This window comes from Deefgea sp. CFH1-16 (assembly GCF_016881365.1).
Lineage (GTDB): Bacteria > Pseudomonadota > Gammaproteobacteria > Burkholderiales > Chitinibacteraceae > Deefgea.
The window spans coordinates 2,156,589-2,181,199 of sequence record NZ_WLYT01000001.1; the positions used below are offsets into that span (position 1 = coordinate 2,156,589).

27 protein-coding genes and 4 pseudogenes are annotated in these 24,611 nt (G+C 47.9%); 7 read left to right on the forward strand and 24 right to left on the reverse strand.

Annotated features, from left to right (window positions below; genetic code table 11):
- Positions 1 to 61: 61 nt before the first annotated feature.
- From GKO28_RS11825 to GKO28_RS11840, 4 genes are read right to left on the reverse strand one after another with little or no spacing between them, the layout of a single operon-like run.
- Positions 62 to 1,126, reverse strand: a complete 1,065-nt coding sequence (locus GKO28_RS11825) for a phospholipid carrier-dependent glycosyltransferase (RefSeq protein ID WP_307838999.1) — start codon at positions 1,124 to 1,126, stop codon at positions 62 to 64.
- Positions 1,035 to 2,186 carry a hypothetical protein gene (locus GKO28_RS11830; protein WP_182076387.1) on the reverse strand — a complete coding sequence of 384 codons (1,152 nt, stop codon included), beginning with the start codon at positions 2,184 to 2,186 and terminating at the stop codon, positions 1,035 to 1,037. Before GKO28_RS11830 ends, GKO28_RS11825 begins: the two co-directional genes overlap by 92 nt.
- Complete coding sequence (locus GKO28_RS11835; RefSeq protein WP_182076388.1) at positions 2,122 to 3,084, reverse strand: hypothetical protein; 963 nt, start codon at positions 3,082 to 3,084, stop codon at positions 2,122 to 2,124. Before GKO28_RS11835 ends, GKO28_RS11830 begins: the two co-directional genes overlap by 65 nt.
- Entirely contained in the window at positions 3,077 to 3,787 is a 711-nt protein-coding gene (locus tag GKO28_RS11840) for a hypothetical protein (RefSeq protein WP_182076389.1), read from the reverse strand. Before GKO28_RS11840 ends, GKO28_RS11835 begins: the two co-directional genes overlap by 8 nt.
- Before the next feature lie 599 nt (positions 3,788 to 4,386).
- Between GKO28_RS11840 and GKO28_RS11845 the strand changes: the two genes are divergently transcribed.
- Positions 4,387 to 5,331, forward strand: a complete 945-nt coding sequence (locus GKO28_RS11845; protein ID WP_182076390.1) for a glycosyltransferase family 2 protein — start codon at positions 4,387 to 4,389, stop codon at positions 5,329 to 5,331.
- Between the two features lie 105 nt (positions 5,332 to 5,436).
- Positions 5,437 to 5,853, forward strand: coding sequence for a GtrA family protein (locus GKO28_RS11850; RefSeq protein WP_182076391.1), 417 nt, complete (start codon positions 5,437 to 5,439; stop codon positions 5,851 to 5,853).
- A 123-nt stretch (positions 5,854 to 5,976) separates the two neighbouring features.
- On the opposite strand, the gene GKO28_RS11855 is transcribed toward GKO28_RS11850, so the two are convergent.
- The 4 genes from GKO28_RS11855 to GKO28_RS11865 form a co-directional block, all read right to left on the reverse strand.
- Positions 5,977 to 6,276 carry a YidB family protein gene (locus tag GKO28_RS11855; protein WP_247646515.1) on the reverse strand — a complete coding sequence of 100 codons (300 nt, stop codon included), beginning with the start codon at positions 6,274 to 6,276 and terminating at the stop codon, positions 5,977 to 5,979.
- Complete coding sequence (locus GKO28_RS20010) at positions 6,233 to 6,376, reverse strand: hypothetical protein (RefSeq protein ID WP_247646516.1); 144 nt, start codon at positions 6,374 to 6,376, stop codon at positions 6,233 to 6,235. The genes GKO28_RS11855 and GKO28_RS20010 overlap by 44 nt, the downstream gene beginning before the upstream one ends.
- Before the next feature lie 135 nt (positions 6,377 to 6,511).
- The gene (locus tag GKO28_RS11860; protein WP_182076392.1) at positions 6,512 to 8,587 is read right to left on the reverse strand and encodes a bifunctional diguanylate cyclase/phosphodiesterase; all 2,076 of its coding nucleotides are present in this window, start codon (positions 8,585 to 8,587) and stop codon (positions 6,512 to 6,514) included.
- Positions 8,574 to 9,521: an HDOD domain-containing protein gene (locus GKO28_RS11865; protein ID WP_182076393.1), complete on the reverse strand. Its 948-nt coding sequence runs from the start codon at positions 9,519 to 9,521 to the stop codon at positions 8,574 to 8,576. The genes GKO28_RS11860 and GKO28_RS11865 overlap by 14 nt, the downstream gene beginning before the upstream one ends.
- 349 nt (positions 9,522 to 9,870) lie before the next feature.
- Between GKO28_RS11865 and GKO28_RS11870 the strand changes: the two genes are divergently transcribed.
- A complete protein-coding gene (locus tag GKO28_RS11870; RefSeq protein WP_182076394.1) occupies positions 9,871 to 10,614 on the forward strand; it encodes an LOG family protein in 744 nt (247 codons plus the stop codon).
- Between the two features lie 2 nt (positions 10,615 to 10,616).
- Here the strand turns inward: GKO28_RS11870 and hemG are convergent, their stop codons facing one another.
- From hemG to gpmI, 5 genes and pseudogenes are all read right to left on the reverse strand, one after another.
- Positions 10,617 to 11,174 (reverse strand): menaquinone-dependent protoporphyrinogen IX dehydrogenase, encoded by a 558-nt coding sequence (gene hemG / locus GKO28_RS11875; RefSeq protein ID WP_182076395.1) that lies wholly within the window; start codon positions 11,172 to 11,174, stop codon positions 10,617 to 10,619.
- 546 nt (positions 11,175 to 11,720) lie between these two features.
- Positions 11,721 to 13,248 (reverse strand): annotated as a pseudogene (locus tag GKO28_RS11880) (S41 family peptidase).
- Between the two features lie 50 nt (positions 13,249 to 13,298).
- Positions 13,299 to 14,168, reverse strand: coding sequence for a murein hydrolase activator EnvC (locus GKO28_RS11885; RefSeq protein ID WP_182076396.1), 870 nt, complete (start codon positions 14,166 to 14,168; stop codon positions 13,299 to 13,301).
- Positions 14,143 to 14,667 (reverse strand): murein hydrolase activator EnvC, encoded by a 525-nt coding sequence (locus tag GKO28_RS11890; RefSeq protein ID WP_182076397.1) that lies wholly within the window; start codon positions 14,665 to 14,667, stop codon positions 14,143 to 14,145. The genes GKO28_RS11885 and GKO28_RS11890 overlap by 26 nt, the downstream gene beginning before the upstream one ends.
- A 121-nt stretch (positions 14,668 to 14,788) precedes the next feature.
- Positions 14,789 to 16,321: a 2,3-bisphosphoglycerate-independent phosphoglycerate mutase gene (gpmI, locus tag GKO28_RS11895; RefSeq protein WP_182076398.1), complete on the reverse strand. Its 1,533-nt coding sequence runs from the start codon at positions 16,319 to 16,321 to the stop codon at positions 14,789 to 14,791.
- A 192-nt stretch (positions 16,322 to 16,513) separates the two neighbouring features.
- On the opposite strand from gpmI, the gene GKO28_RS11900 reads away from it, so the two are divergent.
- The gene (locus tag GKO28_RS11900; protein WP_226763265.1) at positions 16,514 to 16,819 is read left to right on the forward strand and encodes a helix-turn-helix transcriptional regulator; all 306 of its coding nucleotides are present in this window, start codon (positions 16,514 to 16,516) and stop codon (positions 16,817 to 16,819) included.
- A gap of 62 nt (positions 16,820 to 16,881) precedes the next feature.
- Here the strand turns inward: GKO28_RS11900 and GKO28_RS11905 are convergent, their stop codons facing one another.
- Genes GKO28_RS11905 through cutA form a run of 5 tightly spaced genes read right to left on the reverse strand, consistent with a single transcriptional unit; the run spans position 16,882 to position 19,232 of the window.
- Positions 16,882 to 17,130 (reverse strand): hypothetical protein, encoded by a 249-nt coding sequence (locus tag GKO28_RS11905; protein ID WP_182076399.1) that lies wholly within the window; start codon positions 17,128 to 17,130, stop codon positions 16,882 to 16,884.
- Positions 17,105 to 17,347, reverse strand: a complete 243-nt coding sequence (locus GKO28_RS11910) for a TlpA disulfide reductase family protein (protein ID WP_182076400.1) — start codon at positions 17,345 to 17,347, stop codon at positions 17,105 to 17,107. Before GKO28_RS11910 ends, GKO28_RS11905 begins: the two co-directional genes overlap by 26 nt.
- A gap of 9 nt (positions 17,348 to 17,356) precedes the next feature.
- Positions 17,357 to 18,610, reverse strand: coding sequence for a cytochrome c biogenesis protein CcdA (locus GKO28_RS11915; RefSeq protein ID WP_182076401.1), 1,254 nt, complete (start codon positions 18,608 to 18,610; stop codon positions 17,357 to 17,359).
- 16 nt (positions 18,611 to 18,626) lie between these two features.
- Positions 18,627 to 18,896: a protein-disulfide reductase DsbD domain-containing protein gene (locus GKO28_RS11920; RefSeq protein WP_182076402.1), complete on the reverse strand. Its 270-nt coding sequence runs from the start codon at positions 18,894 to 18,896 to the stop codon at positions 18,627 to 18,629.
- A complete protein-coding gene (gene cutA, locus GKO28_RS11925; protein WP_182076403.1) occupies positions 18,897 to 19,232 on the reverse strand; it encodes a divalent-cation tolerance protein CutA in 336 nt (111 codons plus the stop codon). It lies immediately after the preceding gene.
- Between cutA and GKO28_RS11930 the strand changes: the two genes are divergently transcribed.
- On the forward strand, positions 19,231 to 19,644 hold the full coding sequence (locus GKO28_RS11930) for an FxsA family protein (RefSeq protein ID WP_173533260.1): 414 nt from the start codon (positions 19,231 to 19,233) through the stop codon (positions 19,642 to 19,644). The two genes, cutA and GKO28_RS11930, sit on opposite strands and share 2 nt — an antisense overlap.
- Here GKO28_RS11930 and GKO28_RS22890 read toward each other — a convergent pair.
- The 6 genes and pseudogenes from GKO28_RS22890 to GKO28_RS11955 all read right to left on the reverse strand — a co-directional run bounded on the left by GKO28_RS22890 (position 19,531) and on the right by GKO28_RS11955 (position 22,109).
- Positions 19,531 to 19,941 carry a DUF167 family protein gene (locus GKO28_RS22890; RefSeq protein ID WP_182076404.1) on the reverse strand — a complete coding sequence of 137 codons (411 nt, stop codon included), beginning with the start codon at positions 19,939 to 19,941 and terminating at the stop codon, positions 19,531 to 19,533. The two genes, GKO28_RS11930 and GKO28_RS22890, sit on opposite strands and share 114 nt — an antisense overlap.
- Positions 19,941 to 20,183, reverse strand: a complete 243-nt coding sequence (locus GKO28_RS22895; RefSeq protein ID WP_374220768.1) for a YggT family protein — start codon at positions 20,181 to 20,183, stop codon at positions 19,941 to 19,943. Before GKO28_RS22895 ends, GKO28_RS22890 begins: the two co-directional genes overlap by 1 nt.
- Entirely contained in the window at positions 20,066 to 20,452 is a 387-nt protein-coding gene (locus tag GKO28_RS11940; protein WP_203564121.1) for a YggT family protein, read from the reverse strand. The genes GKO28_RS22895 and GKO28_RS11940 overlap by 118 nt, the downstream gene beginning before the upstream one ends.
- 165 nt (positions 20,453 to 20,617) lie before the next feature.
- Positions 20,618 to 21,024, reverse strand: a pseudogene (locus tag GKO28_RS20015) (pyrroline-5-carboxylate reductase dimerization domain-containing protein).
- A complete protein-coding gene (locus GKO28_RS22900) occupies positions 20,912 to 21,364 on the reverse strand; it encodes an NAD(P)-binding domain-containing protein (RefSeq protein ID WP_203564123.1) in 453 nt (150 codons plus the stop codon). Before GKO28_RS22900 ends, GKO28_RS20015 begins: the two are co-directional and overlap by 113 nt.
- A 49-nt stretch (positions 21,365 to 21,413) precedes the next feature.
- The gene (locus tag GKO28_RS11955; protein WP_182076406.1) at positions 21,414 to 22,109 is read right to left on the reverse strand and encodes a YggS family pyridoxal phosphate-dependent enzyme; all 696 of its coding nucleotides are present in this window, start codon (positions 22,107 to 22,109) and stop codon (positions 21,414 to 21,416) included.
- Positions 22,110 to 22,197: 88 nt separating this feature from the next.
- Between GKO28_RS11955 and GKO28_RS11960 the strand changes: the two are divergent.
- Together GKO28_RS11960 and GKO28_RS11965 are read left to right on the forward strand one after the other, a co-directional pair.
- Positions 22,198 to 23,242, forward strand: a pseudogene (locus tag GKO28_RS11960) (type IV pilus twitching motility protein PilT).
- A gap of 12 nt (positions 23,243 to 23,254) precedes the next feature.
- A pseudogene (locus GKO28_RS11965) lies at positions 23,255 to 24,390 on the forward strand (PilT/PilU family type 4a pilus ATPase).
- The last annotated feature ends 221 nt before the right edge of the window (positions 24,391 to 24,611 follow it).

A 24,611-nucleotide genomic window follows, 5' to 3' on the forward strand; every position in this document is an offset into this window, starting at 1 on the left:
TCGTCGTTTTAGCCCCTAATAAAAAAACGACCCGCAGGTCGTTTTTTATTGGGCTGAGCGTTTAAAAATACAAAGCAATCGGTCCGTGGCTGATGAATTCGAGCCAGCCTCGGGGGACGGGTAGGCCGCTGATGGCGGGGAAGTAGGCGATAAATAGGATAAGGGCGACGCCAAAGACACTCCACGGCAGATATTTGGCCCAAGTGCGGTTGGCATTGTTGAGCTGCACGGCTTGCAGCAACCACACCAGCGCCAAAATAATGAACGGTACCGAGGCAAAAAAGTGATAGATAAACACCAGTTTGCGCGGGATCACTGCCCAAGGTAAAAACTGCGCCAAGCCGGCAATCAGGATAAAGCCCATCGCCATTTTTTGCTGCGCGCTGAGTGTCCAGAGTGCCGCGCTGGTTTTGGCATTGCTCAGTAGCAGACGCCAGCCGAGCAGCACTAAAAACGCCAAGGTACCCAAATACCAGGTGATTGGGTTGCCAAAAGCACTAATGGTGGAGACTTTGGCTGGGCCAGTCCATTCGCTGCCGCCGTAATACCACATCGGTTTAACCATCGTTGGCCATTCATACCAGAACGAGCTAAAGGGGTGGGTGGCTTTAAGCTGGCTATGGTATTGCAACATGCTGCTTTGGTTGGCGAGCATGCCGCCAATCCCTTGGCCAGTGGCTTGCATGAGCGGAATATACGCGGCGGTATAAATCAGTAGCGGAATCACAATAAAGCCCAGCACCGAAACCAATAGCGTTTGGATCAGCCATTGCGCGTAGCCGCGCTGATCGGGTAGCGCCGGTGGCAATTGGCGCGCGACTTGAGCTTGTCGCCATAGATGCCACGTATAAAGTGCCGCGAGGCCAACGCCGTGATACAGCACAATCCACTTGCTGGCTGCGCCTAGGCCAAACATCGTGCCACAGAGTAATAGCGACTTGATATCGGTTTGCCAGTGGTTTTTGGCGGGCTCGCTTTGCATAAAGCGCAGCATCCAATAGGCGCTGGCGAGGATGAAAAACACCCCATAGGTGTCAATGGTGGCAATGCGCGTTTGTGTGAAATGCATAAAATCGACCGCCAGCAGCGCGGTGGCCAAGAGTGCAAATGGCTCGGAGCGTAACAACCGCCGCGATAGACCAAAAAACCGGCAGCATCAAAATCCCAAAGGTCACGCCCATAAAGCGAAAGCCAAAAGGATTCATGCCAAAAATGGCCACGCCGATGGCGATGATGATTTTGCCCAAAGGCGGGTGGGTGTTTTCGGTGGCATCTATGCCTTGCAGGATTTCCCAAGCGCTGTGCGCGTGATACACCTCGTCAAAATACATGCCATTGAGCGCAGTCGATAGCGTGACAGTTTTGTCTTGTTCGTCAATCAAGGCATTGGCTTGGCTTGGCCCGCTAATTTGCTGTAGCGCGAGTAATTGCCCTTGATGGTCGCGCAGCGCCAGCTCGTTCATTTGCAAGGCGCCGGTGCTGAGATTGACCTTCAAATAGCGCGCAGGCAGATTAACCGGCAGGGTGCGCCAGCGAAATTCGGCAAAGCGATTATCAACAATAATCCCGGCGCGATTCACCCAGTTTTGCCCATCACTTGACCAAGCCAGCGCATATTCACCCGTACCTAAACCATGGTGGTATTGCACGCTAGCCACCGATTTGATTTGGCCCAAGTCATATACTGCTGATTCCTTGCCAATATTGGGCTGCCAGAATTTTTGCGGCGAAGCAAAATTGCCCAAATAGGTAAAGGCGGCAATGCTGTACAGCAGGCAAATTCCCGCCAAGGCCAACCACGCGGAACGACTCACTGGCGCTAAAGGTAATGGCTCGACCAGATCAGTGCGCGGCGTTTGCTGTTGTGTCTGAGCGGCTGGATCGGCGGCTTCAGTTTGATCGGTATCGGTATAAGTTTTGATTTGGCCACGCCAAAAAATATCGTAGCCAATACGCAAGGTTTGGATCAGTAAAATCACATTCAGCAAACTGCAGAGCAGCATAAAGCCATTGCTATTGGGGACTTGCGAGCTTTGTAGCCGCGTCATCATATCCAGCGTCACCAGCGTATTGGCAAAGGTTGTTATGCTGGCGGTGATGGCCAACCACAATACGCGTTTATCACCAATGACCAAAAATACCGTTAAACCCATAAAGGCCGCTGGGAATAAATAGCGCTCGTGCATTTTGGGGCCAAAGCACAAAAAACAGCACAAAAATAGCAAAAGCACCGTACAAGAATCGGCCAGTAGCTGGGCCGCGTTGCGGGCTGGCAATGACGCCCCAGCAGACGGCAGCCAAGGCGCTTAATGTCAGCAGCCAAGCCCAAGTACTCACTTGCAAACCCAGAAACAGCGTTTCATTCGGTAGCCAATTTTGGCCTAGTAGCGCGTAAAGATTAAATGCATTCAGCGTGAGGTAGTTGTAGCTGGCGAGCGTGCCGCCATACAGACTGAAAATCCATAAGGGTTCGCGTGAAATGGTAAACGGCAGAGACAGCAAAATAAAAGTGCCGACGGCGGCAGCGAGCGCTTTGAGTTGTAACGTCCGATCACGCAGCGACAATAGTGCGATTAAGGCAATCGGCCCGACCAATAAAGCCTGCGGCTTAAACAGCACGGCAACGGCGTACAAACTGGCCGCCAAGACGATGCGGCGACGCTCGAGCATTAACAATGACGCGGCTAAAATCAGCGTAAAAATGCTGTCGACCTGTCCCCAAAATGCGGAGGTGACGATAGCCAAAGGATTGAGTAACCATAACAGCGCCGCGATCAGCGCCCATGCGCGATGTGGCTCGCGCGCCACGTAGAGTAAAAACACCACTCCGGCGATATCGGCCAGCATGGCCGGCATTTTGAGTAACACCAAAAATCCCGGCGTGCCGTAATGAATGCCAAAGGTGTTGGAGATCGCGCCAACCAGCCACAGTACGGTGATATAGCCGGGTGGATAATCGGCAAAATAACCCGGTTGATAAAAGCCAGCAAAGCCACGGCTATACATATCAAGCGCCCATGCGCTAAATGTGCCAACGTCTTGGGTGTAACCAAGGTATGACCCCGCGCCCCATGCTTTAGCCAAAAATCACTACGGCGATTAAAGTCAGTGCGGACGCAGTTTGCTGCCAAGAGAGAGTGCCATTTGCCAAGTCAGCAAAGCGATGATTGAGTACGCTGCGGTTTTGGATGGCGAGCCATGCTAAGAGTAAAAAGGCCAAGCTTGCACCAATGACCACGCTATTGACCAGCGCCGCAGAGGAGCTAGTTGTGGCCGCAGGGGCTGGCGGTGGCGGCATAAAGCTGATGATTTTTGCGCCCGCTGGCGGCTCGCTTTGGCTTAGGCTGATATCGTCAAACCAGACGGTGCCGGTGGCTAAACTGCCGTAAAAGCCCAGCCGAGCGGCGATTTTGATTTCTTTTTGTTCAGGGCCGGTTTGCCCCCATGCAACGATTTGTTGCCAGTCTTGATCGCCTTTGATGTCGCCAACAAACTCCATTGCGTCAATCACGCTCAGGTTGGCGCCAGTTTTGACTGCATTGGGGATGCCGACGGTTTTTACCCAAGCCGATAACCGATACCAGGTATTGGGTTCAACTGGCACAGCTTGGATTAGCTTGCCATCATCGCCTTGTGGCAGGCTGATTTTGAGCGAAGCGCTGCCACTATGGCTGACCGTGCTGTCGCGGCTAGCCTGACTGGCGGGCTCGCCTTGCGTCCAGTGATCAAAATTCCAGCCAGCAGCGTTGCCCGATGGGCTCGTCGTTTCGGCATCGGCATTGTGCAATAAATTGGCCGCAGTTTCGGCATGCGCAAGGCTGCTTAAGATTGGGAGTAATAATCCCAGCAGAAAAAATCATCACCCATTGGCGGGCGAGCATAGGTGCAGCATATCGAGGCATGTCAGGCTGACTCAGTCACAAGCAAAGTGAGCACTATAACGACTCTAAATCCTTACGCCTAGCACGGCATTCAGAATCATTTGGCGCTGATCGCTGGCCATCATGATTGAGAAACCGCGCTTTTCTTACAAAATGAAGCCAGCTATGGTTTGGCTGCGATACTGCAGTGCAATATCGATGGCGCTATATTAGTGAACGCTAAAGCGTTTGCTGGCGTGGCTTTGTCGTGTAATTGCATCACTCTGCGCAGTGGACTCGCTGAAAACAAAACCCCAGCTCAGCTTGAGACGAACTGGGCTTTCCAAGGTCACGGTGATGCTGTAAGGTTGTGAATCGTTGGCGGGGTACTGCTAGGGTCTGTTGACGATTGGTTTCCCGCCGCGCTGGAGTGCTTTTTCGCGGCGAATCAAACGTCAACAGACCCTAGCAAAATAAAAATTAAAAATAGCCTTAGGCTGAGCGCCATCCGAGCGCAGGAGGGGACATGCAACAACGTTTATCTGTAGTCATTCCGTGTTACAACGAAGAAGAAGTGATTGCCGAAACACTGCGGCGTTTGGCCGAGTTTCGCGCCATGGTGGTGGATATGGATTGCGAGTTTATTTTTGTCGATGACGGCAGTAAAGATCGGACTCGCGCCTTATTACTCGCGGCACAAGCTGAAAACCCAGAAATGCGGGTGATTGGTTTTGCGCGTAATTTTGGTCATCAAACTGCGGTTACCGCCGGCATTGATGCCGCCAGCGGTGATGCGGTGGTGTTAATCGACGCTGATTTGCAAGATCCACCCGAAGTCATTAGTGAAATGATCGCGTTATGGCGTAATGGCTATCATGTGGTCTACGGCACGCGGGTTGATCGTCCCGGCGAATCGGCGTTTAAGCTGATTACCGCCAGAGCATTTTATCGGGTGCTCAATCAACTCTCCGATGTGCCGATTCCGCTCGATACCGGCGATTTTCGTTTAATGGACAGGCAGGTGGTTGAGGTGCTCAAAGCCATGCCCGAACGCGATCGATTTGTTCGCGGTATGGTGAGCTGGGTGGGGTTTAAGCAGGTGGCATTGCCTTATCGCCGCGCCGAGCGTTTTGCTGGCGAAAGTAAATATCCGCTGCGCAAAATGGTGCGTTTTGCTACCGATGGCATTTTGTCTTTTTCGACCAAACCTTTGCAGTTATCGATCACGATTGGTTTACTTTCGTCATTTTTGGCCTTGATCGGGATTATCAATACCTTGATCGTGCGTTTAACCACCACCGATTGGGTGGCCGGTTGGGCTGAGATTATGGTGGCGATTCTGTTTATTGGCGGGGTGCAATTGCTGTGTATTGGGATTTTGGGGGAGTATATCGGACGGATTTATAACGAAATAAAACGTCGCCCTTTATACGTGGTGCAAGATCGTATTGGCTTTCCACCGAAAGAATAAGGTTGAGTTTTGGCATCCTTGTCTTGCCTAGTCGTACTTGATGTACTGACTAGGCGTTCACGCTTTGACATAACAATGTTGCACCAGCACTTATTGGGTTAATCGATGCATCGCACGGTAAAAAAATTCTTCATCTTTGCCGCGGTAGGTGTTTGCGGTACGGCGATTCAATATTTGGTGCTGTGGCTGGGCGTTGAACTATTGGCGTTGAAAGCGGCGGTGGCATCGGGAATTGGCTATGCGCTGGGCTCGGTGGCCAATTACTTATTAAATTACTTTTTAACGTTTAAGCAGCATGGTCAGCCGCATCGAGAGGCCATCAGTAAGTTTTATACCATTACCGGTATTGGCTGGTGTATCAATACTGGTTTGATGGCGCTCTTGGTTGGGCATTGGCTTTGGGGTTATTGGCCAGCGCAACTATTGGCCACGGCGGTAGGTTTACTGTGGAATTTTAGCGGTAGTCATTGGTGGGCGTTTCGTCAAAAGCAGGCAGAGGGTATTGCTGGGGGTATTGATTAGCTGGTCTTTTAGGGTATGGCTTAGAGTTATATACCTACGTATTTTTTGCTATTTTGATTCGGTGTTGATGGTTTTAAGTGCTTGCGGCACAGCATCAACACCCAATCAGAATATCAGCGGCAATTAACCGAATAATTTACCTTTGATTAAATTCATTGCCGCACCCATGACATCCGGGTTGCCAGCTTCGATTTGGCCATTTGGCGTTAAGCCATCGATTAATTGTGGCAAGAGTGTCGAGATTTGTCCTGCGGCAGTTGCGGGATCAATACCCAGTTTGCTGGCGATGCCCGCGACGGTTTCGTTACCGAGCACAGCTTCAATTTGCTCGCTGGAGATCGGCAGGTTTTGACCACTGGCCACCCACGATTGTGCGATTTCACCTAAACCGCCATTTTGAAATTTTTTCCACCACGCCAGCAACGCCGCCTTGTTGTTCAAGTAAGGTGCTGAGCATGCCCATTGCGCCTTCGCTATTGCTGCCACCGAGAAATTGACCAGCTAAAGAATCGAGTAAACCCATGATATTTTCCTATGAAAGTAAGGGGATAAGTGCTCAGCGCATAATTTGGCTTGCGACTTATTCTTATGGAGGGGGTCGATAAAAACAAGTTAAATTTTAGATTCGCGATGCTGATGTTTGCCAATAGTGGGGAAATTATCGTGTTTGCTTGTGCTGAAATTGTTCAAGATTGCGTGTAAATAACACGGCAAATTCATCGGCGGGAATTGGGCGGCTTAATAGATAACCTTGAATTTGATCACACGCCGTTTTTTGTAAAAAGCTTAATTGCTCGGCGGTTTCAACGCCTTCAGCAATCAGTCGTAAATTTAAGCTACTGGCAATTCCGCAAATGGCGTTGACAATGCCTGCGCTGCCGGGGTCATTTGGCAAACCACGGATAAAGCTTTGATCAATTTTAAGGTAGTCGAGCGTAAATCGTTGTAAGTACGATAAATTGGAATAACCCGTTCCAAAGTCGTCGAGTGCCAAAGAAAAACCTGCGGCTTTAAGGTTAAGTAATAGGCTAAGCGTTGCTTCATCATTTTTCATCAGCATGGATTCAGTGAGTTCGAGTTCAATACGTTGCGTTTGAATTCGATGCTGTTTGAGTTTGTTTAATAACAGATCAGTTAAATTGATTTTAAATTGTTGCGCCGATAAATTGATCGATAAACGATTGAGCTCGATTCCGGCTTGATCCCAGCGCGCTAACTGTTCAATCGCTTCGGACAGCACCCATTCACCAATCGGCACGATCAAGCCAGTTTCTTCGGCAAAAGGGATAAATTCAGCTGGCGAGATAAAGCCACGAACTGGATGTTGCCAGCGAATCAAAGCTTCTGCGCCCACAATGCGGGTATTTTGCGTGTCGTATTGTGCTTGATAAAAGAGTTTTAATTCATTGCGCTCTAAGGCATGGTGTAATTCGTTAGATAGTTTTAAACGGGCCATCGAACGTTGATTCATTTCGGGTGAATAAAACAATAAATCTTGCTGCGCTTGTTTGCCTCGATGCAAGGCCACAGCGGCTTGATTGATGAGTTTTTCAGCGTCGCGACCATCGTCGGGATAAATGCTGATGCCGATATACGCTTTGAGGAGTATTTCTTCTTCTGAGAGCAGAAAAGGCTGACTAATGCGAAGTAAAATCCTTTGCGCTACCATCGCCGCATCATCACGGTGGCGAATATCAAATAAACCAACATAAAACTCATCGGCAGCAAAGCGCGAGACGACGTCTTCATCGCGTAAGCTGGCGCGTATTCTTTGCCCAACTTCGATTAAGACTTGATCGGCAGCGGTATGGCCAAAAGAGTCGTTTAGCGCTTTAAAGCGGGCAATGTTAAAGCACAATAAGGCGCCGTGATGGTGGTTGCGGCGCGCCTCGCTAAGCGCTTGTTCCAGCAAGGTAAAGAGCATGGTGCGATTGGGTAAATTGGTGAGAGGGTCAAAATACGCAAGGCGATGCAATTGGGCTTCGGCGTGCTTTTTTTCAGTCAGGTCGGAAAAAATTGCAAAATAATGCGTTAGATCGCCACGTTTGTTTCTGACTCCGCTGATGGCCAAATGAATCGGGTAGCGATCACCCGAGGCGCGCTCATCCCAAAGTTCTCCTTCCCAATGTCCTATACGCTCAAGTAAATCGTACATTTGCTGCAAGATGGACGATTCTCTTTGTTGCGCCAGCATAAAGCTGGGGAGCTGCCCCAGCGTTTGCTCTAATTTTCGCTCAGTAATGTGGTGATACGCTGCATTACAGCCGACACAGCTAAAGCGTAAATTGGTGATCACAATCGCATCAGGGGCTTGCTCAAGAATGTGGCTATACAGCTTATTTTTTTCTTCGACCGCCAATTGTTCGGTGATATCGGTCAGATAACCAATCATGCGGACGGGTTTTTGCTCGTCATTACGAATAAGGGTCAGGTGAATATTGGCCCAGAATACCGCGCCATTTTTTTTGCGGCGTAAAACTTCCATTTGCGCATGACCGCTCATCATCACGGCATGCAGCAGCTCACTGTCATCGCCACTTTCATCGGCATAGAGCATCAAAATATGTCGGCCAAGCACATCATCGGCACAATAGCCAAACAGCTGCTCAGCGCCTTTATTCCAGCCGGTAATATAGCCTTGTAAATCCAGGGTAATTAAGGAGGCGGCTAGATCATTAACAATCAAGCTGCTGGGGCCAAGTTCATTGAGTGTCGACACGTTACAGCGACTCACGTACTAAGCGATGCACCCAAGCAATGGCTTGAATTTCGCTATTGATCCACGTTTTTTGTTTGGCTAATAAAGGCGTAATTAAGGGATGCTCTGCATCACCGGCTTCCAGTGCGGTCAGTTGGACTAAGGCGGCACCCAAAATACCGTCGCCTGAAATCAGCGCTGAACGTAAATGCTCATCCAGTGGTAAGGGGGCGAGTAATTGCTGCAAGGGCTCACCAAACAACCGATCCAGCAGTGATAGCATGCCGCATAAAAAAGCTTCATCGGCTTGGGTATTGCCAAGCCAGCCTTGCTCGGCCCATTGTGCCATGCGTTTGCCACGCAGTGCCGCGGCAATCAGCAGTGCCGGTTTGCCACTGTCGCCATATTGTTCGGCATAGATCAGTAGCTGTAGCCAACGCTGTAGTTGACGACGACCTAGTAGGGTAATGGCTTGGCGGATGCTGCGCGCCGGCGTTGCGCTGCCCATACCGACTGAATTGACCAGGCGTAGCAAGTTCAGCATCAGTTGCGGGGCTTTGGCTAATGCGGTTTCAAGTTGGGCAATTTCAGCGTCGCTTACAATCAAACTCAATACTTCAAGTAGTACTGGTCGGCTTGGATTACTGTTGCTGCTTGAGTTAGAGGCTTCGGTAAACCAAGACCCGCAGGCCGCGTCATGGTGGCTAAGATGGCTTAAGTCGGCAGTATGTTGCACCTTGAAATGCAAATGTCCGCCTTGTGGCAGTGCAATACCCTGCTCGTCGCGGATTAATGCCATTAATGGCGATGCCAGAGGCGTTGCGGTTTCATCGAGTAGCATGCAGGGCAGGCTAAGTAATTCGTAGGTATGACAGACCTCGCTGAGCGCATCGGCATCGTGTTGTGCGTGATGGGCAAAGAGTCCGATCCAATTTTGCTGTGTGTCCCAAACTAACTCAAAAAAAATCATCGTCTGAGTTCTCACGAAGGTGTTTTTTTAAGGCTAGGACTTGGATGTACTTACGGCAAGATTTACTTTTTTGAATTTTACTTTTGTTTTTATTGACATCGAGTGGTAGATTCTAAAGGCTGATTGGATGGCAAGGTGTTGAATCATGAAAATTGGTTTTTTCTTTGCCCCGCATGCAGTGTGCCGTCTTGCATCAGTGCAGGCATATGCTGTATTTCCAATGACTTTGTATAATGGATCTGAGCAAGATATTGCAGTGCGGCCTCGTTTTTAGCGTCAGCAATGAGCGACGTTCATTCTAAGATCAAAGCGTCTGTAGTCTGATGGCGCGTAACTGAAGTGACTCATCATGATTAATGAATATAACAAACCCATCGGTACGATTGACGATGAAGAGGCGCTGGATATTGTTGGTTCAGCGGTTTTAAAACTTTGGGATGCGGTGGATGATTTATCGCGCCTGCGGCCAGCGCATACGCCAGATTATCATGTGACGATTTTTGGTTCGGCTCGAATTGAAGACAATACGCCAGCGTATGAAGCGGTGAAGCAATTGGCTTCGCAATTGGCGGCAATGGGCTGCCATATTGTGACCGGCGGTGGTCCGGGCTTAATGCAGGCGGCCAATGAAGGCGCGAGTCAAGGTGCGCCCAATAAGCCTGAGGCGTCGGTGGGGATTCGAATTGATTTGGATTTTGAGCAAAATGTGAATGATTTTGTAGGGCGTGTGTTTGAACATAAAACGTTTTTTTCGCGCTTACATCATTTTATTATGCGCTCGAATGCGTTTATTGTGACGCCCGGTGGCATTGGCACTTTGCTTGAATTGTCGATGGTTTGGCAGTTGATTCAGGTGCGAAAACTTTACGATACGCCGATTATTTTAGTTGGCGAAATGTGGCATGAGCTGGTGGATTGGGCGCAACGCCATATGGTCGACAATAACGCTGGTTTAGCCAGTGCCGTTGATATGCAAATTCCGATTGTGGTTGATTCGATCGAAGACGCGGTGCAGCTGATTCGTGAGCATCATGCGCGTTGGCAAAAAATCGATGGCGAGCTCAAGCAAATTCGAACTTCACCACCACGTTAAGCTTAAGCACCAAACTGCGATAGCGGTTTGGTGTTCGGGTTTTGTTCTTGCTGAATATAGCGACTCACTGTGCTAGCAAATTCGGTAACGTGTTGCCAATTGGTATATTCAACGCAGCATTTTCCATCACTAGGACCACCAGTCATTTTCATGATCAGGCGCATCATCAGCCGATCAAACCAGCCATAACGTGGGTAATCCAGACGACCAGCGACCGACATTGCGGTAAATGGCTGCAGGTGGTGCTGCGCTAACAGTTTTTTTAAATAGCTATTCGGTGTGCCATCGCCTTTGCGGGCATTTAAGCTGACCGAAATAATGGCCAATGGTACTAGTAATGTATTTCGCTCAAAAAACTGCTGCACTTCGGCATGGTGTCGGCCATAACGAATCGAAGCCACAACGATAATGGCCTGCCAGTTTTTGGCCATATTGGGTGGCGATTTTAAGTCGGCGAGTTCGCTATGCACGGCTTGTTGCGTTAAATGCTGCTGCACCCTTTGCGCGATGAGTTTGGCTTGTCCATCGCGGCTGGCGTAAAGAATTAAAGTCGGGTTCATTTACACAAGTATAAATTACGCGACGTCGCGCGATATTGAGCGGTATCAGATGGGCGCGTTAGCGGCGTTTTATTTTGATTCGCGAGCGTTACGCTGCAGTGTTTTTGTGGTCACGGTGCGAGCGGTGAGCAATAAGCATTGAATCTGAGTTTATATAAACTCAAGATCTATTCGATCAAAGTAAAGAACTTTTTGTTTTGGTGGTAAAAATACAACGCACTGAGGTTTTGAGTCGCGTATTATTCAACTCATGGAATGCGCCTTGAACACGCTACCAAAAGATATAACCATCGAATGCCCCGTACTGAACAACGGGGCATTTTTACTTGTTGCGACATCATGCGCTGATTTTTCGCAGAACAAGTCGATGTTTATGCGAATGGCTTATGTAAATTAGTACACTATAATTATGGCAAAATTGCAGAGATTTGATTAAGTGCCCTCGGTATGATGAATTGAAGTTAGCGCTTTGAACACGTTAGCTGATACGAGAGTAAGACCCCAATGCCCCGTACTGAACAACGGGGCATTACTTTTATCTGAATGCTAAATTCGTTGTGTAATTGACCTTATTGACGAAAAAAAGCCACTCGAATGAGTGGCTTTTTGCTGGGCGCGAATTATTTTTTTCGCGCCGGGCTTGTCTTTATTAAGCATTAATTGCTGTACTTTGAGTACATTGAGTGCCTGCTGCAATTGGAAGTCAGATTTTGACACCAATTCGCGCGGATTTTCATCCGGATCAATACCGCTGGCATTGAGTTTGGCTGGCTTTTTGATCTCGGTTTTCACCACTGCTGGTGTGGCTTCAGTTTTGCCAGCATCTTTATCACTTGGATTATCTAAATGCTTGCCCAGATCGGATTCACGCAAACGTAAACCAAAGTCTTCTTTACCATTGAGTGTAGCGTCTTCGACGATAATATCAGGGGTAATGCCTTTGGCCTGAATTGATCTGCCGTTTGGCGTGAATATACCGTGCAGTAGTGAGCTTGAGCGCACTCTTGGCATCAATCGGCAGAATCGTTTGTACCGAGCCTTTACCAAACGTTTGCGTGCCAACCACTAAAGCGCGTTTATGGTCTTGCAAGGCGCCAGCGACAATCTCAGAGGCCGAGGCTGAGCCACCGTTGACGAGCACGACCAGCGGTACATTTTTTGCGTCAGCAGGCAGATCTTTGAAAAAGTCTTTTTTGCTATCGCGCTGATAAAATTGTGGATTCGCGGTTAAACGAATTTTAGAGTCGGCAACACGGCCTTCGGTGTAAACGACCAAGGCGTCTTTCGGTAAGAAAGCGGCTGAAACGCCGACTGCGCCATCGAGTAAGCCACCTGGATCATTGCGTAAATCCAACACGATACCTTTGAGCGGCGCTTTGTTTTCTTTGTAAAGCGCTTCAATGGCTTGGCCGAGGTTTTCGCTGGTGTGTTCTTGGAATTGCGTTACGCGGATATAGCCATACCCAGGTTCCGCGAGTTTGTATTTAACCGATTGCACTTTAATAATCGCGCGTTTCAGTGTCACGACGATAGGCTTGGTTTCGCCTTTGCGGAGTAAAGTGAGGGTGACTGGTTCGCCCACTTTGCCGCGCATTTTGGCGACGGCTTCGTTAAGGGTTAAACCTTGCACTTGGGTATCACCAATTTTAGCGATAAAGTCGCCCGGCTTAACACCAGCACGGTAGGCAGGTGTATCTTCGATTGGCGAAACCACGCGCACTAAGCCGTCTTCCATATTGACTTCAATGCCTAAACCGCCAAATTCGCCTTGGGTATTCACTTTTAACTCTTTAAAAGCGGCTTCATCAAGGTAGCTTGAATGTGGATCTAGCCCGGCAACCATGCCTTTAATGGCTTCATTAATGAGCTTTTTATCTTCAACTGGCTCGACATAACTTTGTTTAATAACGCCAAAAACGGTTGAGAATGCACGAAGCTCATCAATCGGCAATGGATTGCTTACGGAATCTTTATCTGCCGAAGCATTAAATGAAAGGCTAAGAGCTACGCCGAGGCCAGCGCCTGCAGCGAGGAGGCTGACTTTTTTCCAGCGACTGTAAGGCTTATGCGACATCCGATTATTCCTGTTTTGAATCGTTAAGGCTCATAAAGGCCTCTAAATAATTATTTTACCCAAGCCGCAGGGTCAAGCGGGCGGCTGTTTTGGCGTATTTCAAAGTATACGCCGGAATCTGCCATTCCGCCGCTATTGCCTGCGTTGGCAATGAGGTCGCCAGCTTTCACCGAATCGCCAACACGTTTCAGCAAGCTTTCATTAGCGCCGTAGAGACTCATATAGCCGCCACCATGATCAATGATCATTAAATTACCAAAACCACGCAACCAATCAGCAAAAACAATGCGTCCTGTTGCTACAGCATGGACTGATTCACCGGTATTGGTGCGGATAAATAAACCTTTCCAAGTTCCGCCTTCACCGCGTTGAGCGCCAAATCGGCCAATGATTTCGCCTTTGGCTGGTAAACGCATCTTGCCTTTGAGTGTCGCAAATGCAAGCCCCGCTTGGCTAGCATCTGGCACGGTATTATTAACTTCATTGTCACTTTCAGGTTTTGTCTTAGGCTCTGGTGGTGGGGTTGGTGCCGGTTTGCCTGCGGCTTTGGCCGCTTGCTCCAATTTGGCTTGCTGTGCCGCACGTTCGGCTTTGGCTTTTTCTGCGGCTTTTTTCGCTGCGATTTGTGCTGCTTTGCGCGCTGCCGCTTGTTTGGCTGCGGCTTTGGCCCTGGCGATTTCTTGTTGTTTGATAATCGCGTTTAAGCGTTCAATCAACTGAGTGATACGCTTTTCATCGGCAGCTAATTTTTGAATCTGATTGCGTTGGCTGCTGATGGTCTGTGACAGTTGGCTGTATAACTCTTTTTTCTCTTGTTGCTGTGAGACTAAGGCTTGGCGCTGGCGTTGTTTGTCGCTCGCGATTTCTTGCAAGGCTTGGTTTTTTTCTTGAATTTCATTTAGCGAGCAGATTGAGTTCATTAAGTTGAACTTCTAACTGTTTGGCGAGCTCTTGTTGTGATTTGGCAATATAGCGGTAGTAGCTTAAGTCACGCGTGGCTTGGCTGGGGTCTTTTTGGTTGATCAGCAAGCGCCATGCGTCCACATTGCCGGTTTTGTAACGGCTACTGAGTAAATCGCCTAGGCGTTTTTGGCTTTCGCGAATGTGACCGCGGGTGTTGCTAATATCTAAGTTGAGCTTGGTGAGTTCTTCTGCGGTCAGTTGGCGCTGATTATCTAATTCTTTGAGCACCCGATTGGCTTCTGAAATTGAGCTTTCAGCATTTTTAAGCGCATCGGCGGCTTCATTGCGGTTGGATTCGTTGGCAGAAAGGTCTTTTTGCAGGGATTTAATTTGGCCGCGCAATTCTTGCAGCTCGGCTTGTTGTTCTTGGGTATTGCTGGTATTGGGCGTTTTAGGCGCAGCTACAGCAAAGCCGACCATGCTGGTCGTTAGGATAAAGAATAGTCGTCGCAACACAACATCGACTCGAGTAAAGAATGATCAGAACCGCTACTGTACTCGATTCATTGCAACGACTAAACCTTTAGCTGAAATTGCCGCGTGATTCAGTGTGAATTACGCGGCTTTTTACTACTTTTTACAAAAAACTAATCAAAGATTGACCAGTCATTTCGCTCGGTTGTGATACACCCATCATGGCCAGTAACGAAGGCGCGATATCTTTGAGTGCGCCACCCGCACTTAGGCGTGCCTTACGGCCGATATAGCAAAATGGCACTACGTCGGTAGTGTGTTGGGTATGCGGTTGGTTTGAATCGCGGTCATACATCATTTCACAGTTGCCGTGATCGGCAGTGATGATGACTTCACCACCCGCAGCCAACATAGCGTCGACGACTTTATTGACACATTGGTCTAGGGTTTCAACCGCCTTCACTGCCGCATCAAAAATACCACTATGACCGACCATATCGCCATTGGCGTAATTACAAATAATGGCGGCATATTGTTGGCTATTGATCGCGCCGATCAGTTTTTCGGTCACTTCATGTGCTGACATTTCTGGTTTTAAATCGTAAGTGGCCACTTTAGGCGATGGCACCAAAATACGATCTTCACCAGCGTATTCTTTTTCTTCGCCACCGGAGAGGAAATAAGTTACGTGTGGGTATTTTTCAGTTTCGGCAATACGTAATTGTTTTAAGCCCAAACTTGCCACATATTCGCCAAAGCCGTTTTGTACTTTCGGTTTGGTATACGCCACAGGTAAATCGTAAGCCGAGCCGTAATCGGTGGCGGTGCAGAAAAAGCCAAACTGCGGTTGACGCTGTGGGTGTTCAAAACCTTGGAAGTCTTTGGCGGTGAGGGCGGTGGTTAATTGGCGCGCACGATCAGCACGGAAATTCATAAAGATTACCGCATCACCATCGGCCATTTGGCTTGGTTCGCCAATGACAGTTGCAGAAACGAATTCATCGTTTTCATCGCGTAAATAAGCTTCTTTTAAGCCTTCGATGGCGGTTGGTGCGCTGTAAAGGCCAACACCATCAACAATCAGTTTGTACGCTGGTTCAACACGTTCCCAGCGATTGTCGCGATCCATTGCCCAGTAACGGCCGACGATGCCAGCGATTTTGGCTCCATTGGTATCACAAATGGCTTGTAGGCGGTCGATGTAACGTTCGGCACTACGCGGAGGGGTGTCACGGCCATCTAAGAAGGCGTGAACGCGAATATCTTGTACGCCGTATTCATGCGCGGCTTTGATCAAGGCAAAGACGTGCGCTTCATGGCAATGCACGCCACCATCGGACATCAGGCCCATGATGTGTAGCGCTTTATGATTATCTTTGGCAGAGTCCATCGCGGCTTTGAGTACCGGATTATCTTTCAGTGTATTTTCGGCCACATCGCAGTCGATGCGGCTAATATCTTGCTGTACGATACGGCCGGCGCCGATATTTAAATGGCCGACTTCTGAATTACCAAACTGACCCGCAGGTAAACCCACAAATTGTTCTGAGGCGTTAATGGTGGTAAATGGGTATTGGCTAAACAAACGATCGAAATGCGGTTTGCGAGCATGTAAAATCGCATTGTCATTGCCGCCTGTACGGTAACCAAAGCCATCTAAAATAAGTAGTAATACAGGCGTGATTTTTTGCGTCATATCTCGATCCTTGAGGTTTAAATAGAAGAATGGAATTGCTTGGCGCGCAATTAATAAGTAAGTGCGGTTGGAATCAAATTCAATAGTAGGTAGTATTCTAACCTAAGCAGGTATCATGCCGTGTGCGTTTGGTCTTTTTGCTGATGGAAAGCAGAAAACATACAGTTAGATTTAATAAAAAAGATAAGAGACATGATGGATTCTATTGCATTAATGGGCGATGAGCATATTGACCAAGCTTCACGAGCGATGAAGGCGATGTCGCACCCGTTGCGCTTGAAAATTTTATGCGTATTGGCCGATCAGGAAGTGAGCGTGCAAGATATCGTTGAGCGTGTTGGTACCACGCAATCGAATATTTCGCAGCACTTGGCTTTGATGCGCGAAAAAGGCGTGTTGCGAACGCGTAAAGACGCCAATCGGGTCTATTACCGCGTCGGTGATCAGCGCACACTGGATGTGGTGGCGATGATGCGCGACGTATTTTGCGGCTTTTAGGGTATATACCTCTAGCCATTATTTACTAGTGGCTAGATTGATATACCTAAGATATTAGCGCCTTATTGACTTAATGAATTTAAAGCGCGATCAAGCCGATCTTTCTTGATCCGACCTAACTCGACGGCGATTTTTTGTCCCTTCGCATCGAAAATCACCGTAAAGGGCAGTCCGCCATGCAGATTGCCCTGTGCACGCATCATTTCCATTGCCGTGTTGCCACCAATTAACATTGGATAATTCGCTTTGAGCGGCTTAATAAAGGCGCTGACGGCGGCAGCATCATCAATCGCAATCCCAATAAACTGCACTTTCCCAGCGTATTTGGGCTTGTAGCTCGATGAGCTCTGGCATTTCTTGGCGACACGGGCCACACCATGTTGCCCAATAATTAATCACTAGTGGTTTCCCGCGCCATTGCGATAGCGCTTGCGGCTTGCCGGTCAAATCAGGCAATGTGCCCGCTAGATCGTTGGCAGCAAAGCTGCTGGTATGCAATAAAAACAGCGCTAGAAACCATTTTTTCATTGCTGGGCCTCAATCTTGGTCAGCGTTTGTAGAAAGTCGCGTGGATTTTTGAAAACCAATAACCCGAGGTTTTAATTCTTGACCGGCCGATGAATAAAAAATCAGTGCCGGTGGACCATATAAACCAAAGCGGGCTAATAGCGCGGCATCCTCTGGACTGTTTTTAGTTACGTCAACGCGAATCAAGACGATTTGTTTGAGCTTGTCCTGCACGGCATCGTCGCTTAAAGTTTCGCGTTCAAATTCAATACAAGCCACGCACCAATCGGCATAAAAGTCGACCATGACCGGTTTGCCACGTGCCGCCAATAGCGCTTGATCGAGCTGGCTGGATGAGGTCACTGTAGCAAAGTTAAGTTGATGGGCAGCAGGGCGTAAATAGACTTCCCACAATGGGCGTGATACCCACAGCGCCATTCCCAGTAGTGCAATCCCAAAAGCGATTTTAATGCCTTGCATGATGCGGCCAGAAAGGCGCGGTAAGATCGTTGAACCAAATACACCAATCAACAATAAGGGCAAGCCAAGTCCAAGCGCCATCATATACAGTGCCGCACCACCAAGTAATAAATCACCGGTTTTACCCAGATAAGCTAAGGCGGCAGCCAGCGGAGGGGCAATGCAGGGGCCGACTAATAAGGCCGAGAGTAAACCCATCACAAATACTGATAACCAGCGCCCACCTGGTAATCGGTTGGCTAGATTATTAATAAAATTGTGCGGGCCTTGGGGTAATTGCAAATGAAACACGCCGAGCATGGCCAAAGCCATCATGACAAAAAATAAAGCAAATGCGGCAATCACGATGGGTTGCTGCAAGACCACCACCAATAACGTCCCAGTTGCTGCGGCGGCGATGCCAATCGCGGTGTAGGCCAGTGCCATGCCTTGTACATAAATAAAAGTAAGGGCAAAAGCTTGCCAGCGTTGTGGCTTAATTTGTTTGGCGTTATGCCCAATGACAATGCCAGACACAATTGGAATGAGTGGATACATGCAGGCGGTGAGTGCTAGGCCAATGCCGGCCAAAAAAAACACGCCCAGCGTGCCAAGAAAACTGCCAGCAAAATAATCGGGTTCATCTTGTGATGGGGGACTATTACTATTACTGCCAAATAAATCATTCACGGCTTTATTTTGGGTATTTTTCCCAGGCTGTAAAATTTGGGTTTGTGGTGGGTAGCAAATCCCCGCATCGGCACAACCTTGATATTTGAAGGTGATGGGCAGCGTTGCGTCGACGGCTTGTTTGAATTTCAGCACAATGCGGGTATCGTGTTTATATACCTCGACTCGACCAAAAGCTGGGATCGTCTTTCATCTCGCCTTTGGGAAATACCGTTTCGATGTCGTGGCCGTTAGCAGAAAAGCTGATTCGATCACGATATAGATAATATTGCGGTGCCACAGTAAAGTCAGCTGCAAAGGTATGGGGGTCAAGCGCAATTAAGCTGGGAATAAATGCTTTATCTGGGGCTAGTAACTCAGTTTGAGCTTGCGAGCTAAAAGAAATAAAGATTAAAAAAATAAAGCTTAAAAAACGTTGCATTTAAATGTTCTCTGCAGTGGTGGTACGAACCCAGTTTAGATAGGCGGGCAAGCCTGCGGTGACCGGCGTGGCGATAATTTCAGCGATTGTATAAGGGTGATGAGTTTGTAACCAGTTTTCAAGTTGGCAATAGTTGGCGCGAGTGGTTTTGATCATCAATGGAACTTCTGTGGCATTTTCTAACCTATTCTCCCAATGGTAAATAGATTCCACTGCAGGTAAAACATTCACACAAGCGGCTAGTTTTTCTTTAACCAAACCCGATGCCAATTGCGTTGCAGTGGCATGATCGGGGCAGTTGCACCACACGATTAAAATTTCAGTTGGAGTTGTCATGCCTTACCTTTTGTTCGGATGCCTGTTGGCTTATCCTTTTCTTGAAGTCATGTCTTTGATCTGGCTTGCCGATACCATTGGCACTTTTTGGACGCTGATTTGGGTGATCGCATCGTTTTGCTTGGGTATTTTGATGCTACGTCATCATCGCTTGGCGATGGGTTTAAAGCTGATGCACGATATTCGCACTGGCCAAGTTGGGATCAATAGTTTATTAGGCATTGCGCGCTATTTTATTGCTGCGGTGCTGTTGCTTATTCCGGGTTTAATCAGTGATGCAATGGCTTTGATTTTGCTCTTACCCTGGAAAAGTAAATCTACCATCGGCCAGCCTAGACCGGACGATGGCATCATTGAGGCGGAGTATCGCCGAGTTGATCCTGTCGATACCACGCCACGTATTGATCGCTAAGTTAAAAGCTGGGTTTAGCTTCTCGGGCGATACCTTGCTACCTGTGATGGTGAAAACTTTATTCTGCGAGTTTTCACCACTATTTAGCCCCACCTGCTGTGGGCGAACTCCAAATTGATCGGCCAGCCAAGTGACTAAGCACACATTCATTTTGTGGCTAACAGGGGGCGTTGCCACCCTGATTTTTAATGCATCACCATAGTAACCAATACATTCAGTTTTTTTGCCACTGGCTTGAACATGTAAACGTAGGGTGAGGGTTGTTCCATTTTGAGTGAACCAGCGATTGTGCGCCATTATGCAGATACCACGACTTGTTGAAGAATCATCGGCTCCATTTGTGCAACAAACACATTGAGTAGGAGCTGAATGAATAAAATAAGAATAAATGGTGTGATATCAATCCCACCAATCGGATGAATTACTTTCTGGATTGGCCGTAAAAACGGCGCGCGGTTAAGCCGGTTAAAATCGCCATAAATGGGTTGTAGGGCGAAAGCCAGCTCATTAGGGCTTGGCCAATGACAGCAGCAAACAATAGATATAACGACATTTTGAACAGCTCAAGTGTCGCAATCAGCGTCAAAGCTAAAATTGAATTGCCTGACATAAAGTTAAACGGCCACGGGCTAATCGCCAAAAGTAAGGCATGCATTGCGAGTGCAAATAGCCAAGCCAAACCCAGGCTGGTGCTGTCATAGCCTTTAAATGGCGGAATAAAGCGGCGAATAGGCAGTACAATCCAATTGGTTAGCGCGAGCGTAAATTGGCCAATCGGATTCCGAAACGAAACCTGAGCTGCTTGCAAAATAAAATCGAACCAACAGCAATAAAATGAAGAAGTCGAGTACATTGCGTATTAAAAAATCGAGTACGCTGGTGAGCATAGAGCCTCCTAATTATTATTCTGGATCTCGGCTGAGTTCGTCACCCAGCTCGATTGAGCGCGTAGCGGCAGCAGCAGCGGCGGCAATCAACGTTGCGCGCACATTGTGCGATTGCAAGGTTTGTGTATCGCTTGCTCAGTCGTTCCGCCTTTAGAAGTTACTTTGACCTGTAAAGTTCCTGCGTCATCAGGACTAGCTAGTGCCAGTTTTACCGCGCCAGCAAAGTTTGGTAGGCCAGTTTATTGGCGATTTCAGCATCAAAGCCTTGCGCCAAAGCCGCTGCCTGCAAGGCTTCCATCAAATAAAAGACATAGGCAGGGCCACTGCCAGAAATCGCGGTAATACCGTCCATTTGCGATTCGTCTTGAACCCAAACTTGCTCACCAATAGACGCTAAAATGCGCGTCGTTAAGGTTTTGTCGGTATCGGTCACGTGTTCGGTGGCATACACCCCAGAAATCCCCGCTTGAACTAAAGCCGGAGTATTGGGCATCACGCGAACAATGCGTTGATAGCCAGCGAGCCATTGGCTGATGGTCGCGCGCGCGAATGCCAGCGGCAATAGAAATCACTAACGCTGTGTTCAGTTTCGGCAAGATGCTTTGTGCCACTGCGCGAAATTGTTGCGGTTTAATCGCGAAAATAATCGCTTGGCTCACTGGCAGCGCTTCATCCGGTGTGCTGCAACTAATACCATATTGCTGCGCAAGTTCTGCGCGTTTGCTGGCATCGGGCTCAACAACATGGATGTCATCACTGCTAAAGCCTTGTGACAACATGCCGCCAATCATTGCGCTGGCCATATTGCCACCGCCAATGTATGTAATTTTCATGGTTATTGGATGTCCTGATCAAACCGTGTGCCTGAGCATCTTACGGCGTTCATGATGAATAATGTCGCTGGCCAAAAATGGCGCTACCTACGCGAAGTAAAGTGGAGCCCGCAGCAATAGCGGACTCTAAATCGTTCGACATGCCCATCGATAGGGTGTCTAAGGCCAGTCCGCGCGCTTGGAGTTGCTCTTTTAATTGCACTAAAACTAAAAATTGCTGTGCCAGTAGGGTTGAATCATGGCTTGATTCTGGGATGCACATCAAGCCACGTAAGCAAAGTTGCGGTAATTTGACCACTTGTTCGGCTAAAGCGATCACTTGATCTGCGGCGAGCCCTGATTTGCTCGCTTCACCAGAAACATTGACTTGCAGGCAAATATTTAAGGGTGGCAAATGCTGTGGTCGCTGCGCGGACAAACGCTCGGCAATTTTGAGTCGATCAATGGTGTGCACCCATGCGGCGTTTTCAGCCACTAAACGGGTTTTATTGCTCTGTAACGGACCAATAAAATGCCATTCGATGTCTTTACACTTGGCCAGAATTTGGCATTTATTGACCAGCTCTTGCACATAGTTTTCGCCGAAGGCACGTTGACCAAATTGATAGAGTGCGTGGATATCGCTAGCCGGAAAGGTTTTACTTACCGCTAACAGCTTCACCTCTGCGGGGTTTCGCCCTACAGCTGTGCACGCAGTGTCAATCCTCGCCTGTACGTCTTGCAATGCAGTAAAAATCGTTGCCATAATGGGAAAATTAACTCAAAAGCCCAAGCCCATGCTTAATGCTGGGCTGTTGTTGGGCCAATTTGATGGATAAGAGGAAGAATTATAAATGGAAATCTCAGAACTCTTAGCCTTTTCGGTAAAGAATAAAGCATCCGATTTACACCTTTCTGCGGGTTTGCCACCGATGATTCGGGTTCATGGCGACGTGCGGCGCATTAATTTACCGGCAATGGAGCATAAAGACGTCCACGATATGGTGTACGACATTATGAATGATGGCCAGCGAAAAATTTACGAAGACACCTTGGAATGCGACTTTTCCTTTGAAATTCCCAATTTAGCGCGTTTTCGGGTGAATGCCTTTGTGCAAAATCGCGGCGCTGGCGCGGTATTTCGGACGATTCCCTCTAAGGTGCTGTCATTAGAAGAACTGGGCTGTCCCAAAGTATTTCAAGATATCGCGCAAAATCCGCGTGGTTTGGTGCTCGTCACTGGGCCAACTGGCTCGGGTAAATCAACCACACTCGCTGCCATGGTTAACTTCATTAATGACAATGAATACGGCCATATTCTGACGGTGGAAGACCCGATCGAGTTCGTGCATCAATCTAAAAAATGCCTCGTTAATCAGCGTGAAGTCGGCCCGCACACAATGTCGTTTTCGAATGCATTGCGTAGCGCCTTACGTGAAGATCCGGATGTGATTTTGGTGGGTGAGATGCGCGATTTGGAAACCATTCGTTTGGCACTCACCGCCGCAGAAACTGGGCATTTGGTGTTTGGCACCTTGCATACCACATCGGCCGCGAAAACCATTGACCGGATTGTTGACGTTTTCCCTGCTGCAGAAAAAGAAATGGTTCGCTCTATGCTTTCTGAATCATTGCGCGCAGTGATTTCGCAAGCCTTGTTAAAAAACCAAAGATGGGCAAGGGCGCGTTGCGGCACATGAAATTATGATTGGGATTCCGGCGATTCGAAATCTAATCCGCGAAAATAAAATTGCGCAAATGTATTCATCGATTCAAACCGGCTCACAATATGGCATGCAAACCTTGGATCAGTGCCTGCAAAATTTAGTGCAACGTAATGTGGTATCAATTATCGATGCGCGCGGTAAAGCGGCGATTCCAGATAATTTTAAGGGTTAATTTCAGTCGATTATGGAAAAAGAACAAGCAGCCAAGTTTATGCATGATTTATTGCGGCATATGCGCAGTAAAAATGCTTCGGATTTATTTATTACCGTTGATTTTCCGCCCGCAATGAAAATTGACGGGCGAGTGACGCCTGTTTCAAATCAGCAACTCACCGCACAACACACCAAAGAATTAGCGCGGGCGATTATGAATGATCGCCAAGCTGAAGACTTTGAAGCCAATAAAGAATGTAATTTCGCAATTAGCCCAGGATCAATGGGGCGCTTTCGGGTGAATGCGTTTATGCAGCAAGGCCGTGTGGGCATGGTGCTGCGAACGATTAATTCGGAAATTCCCAAACTTGATGAATTAAATTTGCCGCCAGTATTGCGTGATATTGCGATGACTAAGCGCGGTTTAGTGATTTTGTTGGTGGGACTGGCTCAGGTAAATCCACATCGTTAGCGGCAATGATTGGTCATCGCAATGAAAATGCCTATGACCATATCATTACCATTGAAGATCCAATTGAATACGTGCACGAGCATAAAAATTCGATTATTACCCAGCGAGAAGTGGGCGTTGATACTGATTCTTGGATGGCGGCGCTGAAAAATACTTTGCGCCAAGCGCCCGATGTGATTTTGATCGGCGAAGTGCGTGATCGTGAAACCATGGATTACGCGATTGCTTTTGCCGAAACTGGCCATCTTTGTATGGCAACCTTGCATGCCAACTCGGCCAATCAAGCACTGGATCGGATTATTAACTTTTTCCCAGAAGAGCGCCGTTCTCAGTTATTAATGGATTTATCGCTTAACTTAAAAGCTTTTGTGTCGCAACGCTTAGTACCGCACTTATCCGGTAAAGGCCGCGTTGCTGCCGTTGAAGTGATGCTCAATTCGCCGTTGATTTCAGAGTTAATCTTTAAAGGTGAAGTTCACGAGATTAAAGAAATTATGAAAAAATCGCGTGAATTAGGTATGCAAACATTTGATCAGTCGCTATTTGATTTATTTGAAGCCAATCGCATTAGCTATGAAGACGCCTTGCGTAATGCCGACTCGGTGAATGATTTACGCTTGCAAATCAAATTAAATGGCTCAGAATCGAAAAATCGTGACGTTTTGTCTGGTCTAGATCATCTTGATATTGTATAAAATCAATCGCTAATAATTAGTTAAGCATCCTCAAAGCACTACAACTCATTTTGTGTTGTAGTGCTGTTGAAGTTATTGAGTGTGGCGCTTGATTAATTCATGCTGATGGAATCTGTTTGGTGTGGTTTGAGTTAATAGATGAATTTTAGTTGCTGATTAAATGCATCAACAATACGGATCGGAGGACCCGTTTTATTGAAGTATTGAATTGAATGAGTGAC

Coding starts and splice junctions, on each gene's coding strand:
- GKO28_RS11830 (WP_182076387.1), bottom strand. CDS start 2,186: ATGCACGAGCGCTATTTATTCCCAGCGGCCTTTATGGGTTTAACGGTA.
- GKO28_RS11845 (WP_182076390.1), top strand. CDS start 4,387: ATGCAACAACGTTTATCTGTAGTCATTCCGTGTTACAACGAAGAAGAA.
- GKO28_RS11850 (WP_182076391.1), top strand. CDS start 5,437: ATGCATCGCACGGTAAAAAAATTCTTCATCTTTGCCGCGGTAGGTGTT.
- GKO28_RS20010 (WP_247646516.1), bottom strand. CDS start 6,376: ATGGGTTTACTCGATTCTTTAGCTGGTCAATTTCTCGGTGGCAGCAAT.
- GKO28_RS11865 (WP_182076393.1), bottom strand. CDS start 9,521: ATGATTTTTTTTGAGTTAGTTTGGGACACACAGCAAAATTGGATCGGA.
- GKO28_RS11870 (WP_182076394.1), top strand. CDS start 9,871: ATGATTAATGAATATAACAAACCCATCGGTACGATTGACGATGAAGAG.
- hemG (WP_182076395.1), bottom strand. CDS start 11,174: ATGAACCCGACTTTAATTCTTTACGCCAGCCGCGATGGACAAGCCAAA.
- GKO28_RS11885 (WP_182076396.1), bottom strand. CDS start 14,168: ATGAACTCAATCTGCTCGCTAAATGAAATTCAAGAAAAAAACCAAGCC.
- gpmI (WP_182076398.1), bottom strand. CDS start 16,321: ATGACGCAAAAAATCACGCCTGTATTACTACTTATTTTAGATGGCTTT.
- GKO28_RS11900 (WP_226763265.1), top strand. CDS start 16,514: ATGATGGATTCTATTGCATTAATGGGCGATGAGCATATTGACCAAGCT.
- GKO28_RS11910 (WP_182076400.1), bottom strand. CDS start 17,347: ATGAAAAAATGGTTTCTAGCGCTGTTTTTATTGCATACCAGCAGCTTT.
- GKO28_RS11920 (WP_182076402.1), bottom strand. CDS start 18,896: ATGCAACGTTTTTTAAGCTTTATTTTTTTAATCTTTATTTCTTTTAGC.
- GKO28_RS11930 (WP_173533260.1), top strand. CDS start 19,231: ATGCCTTACCTTTTGTTCGGATGCCTGTTGGCTTATCCTTTTCTTGAA.
- cutA (WP_182076403.1), bottom strand. CDS start 19,232: ATGACAACTCCAACTGAAATTTTAATCGTGTGGTGCAACTGCCCCGAT.
- GKO28_RS22890 (WP_182076404.1), bottom strand. CDS start 19,941: ATGGCGCACAATCGCTGGTTCACTCAAAATGGAACAACCCTCACCCTA.
- GKO28_RS22900 (WP_203564123.1), bottom strand. CDS start 21,364: ATGAAAATTACATACATTGGCGGTGGCAATATGGCCAGCGCAATGATT.
- GKO28_RS11955 (WP_182076406.1), bottom strand. CDS start 22,109: ATGGCAACGATTTTTACTGCATTGCAAGACGTACAGGCGAGGATTGAC.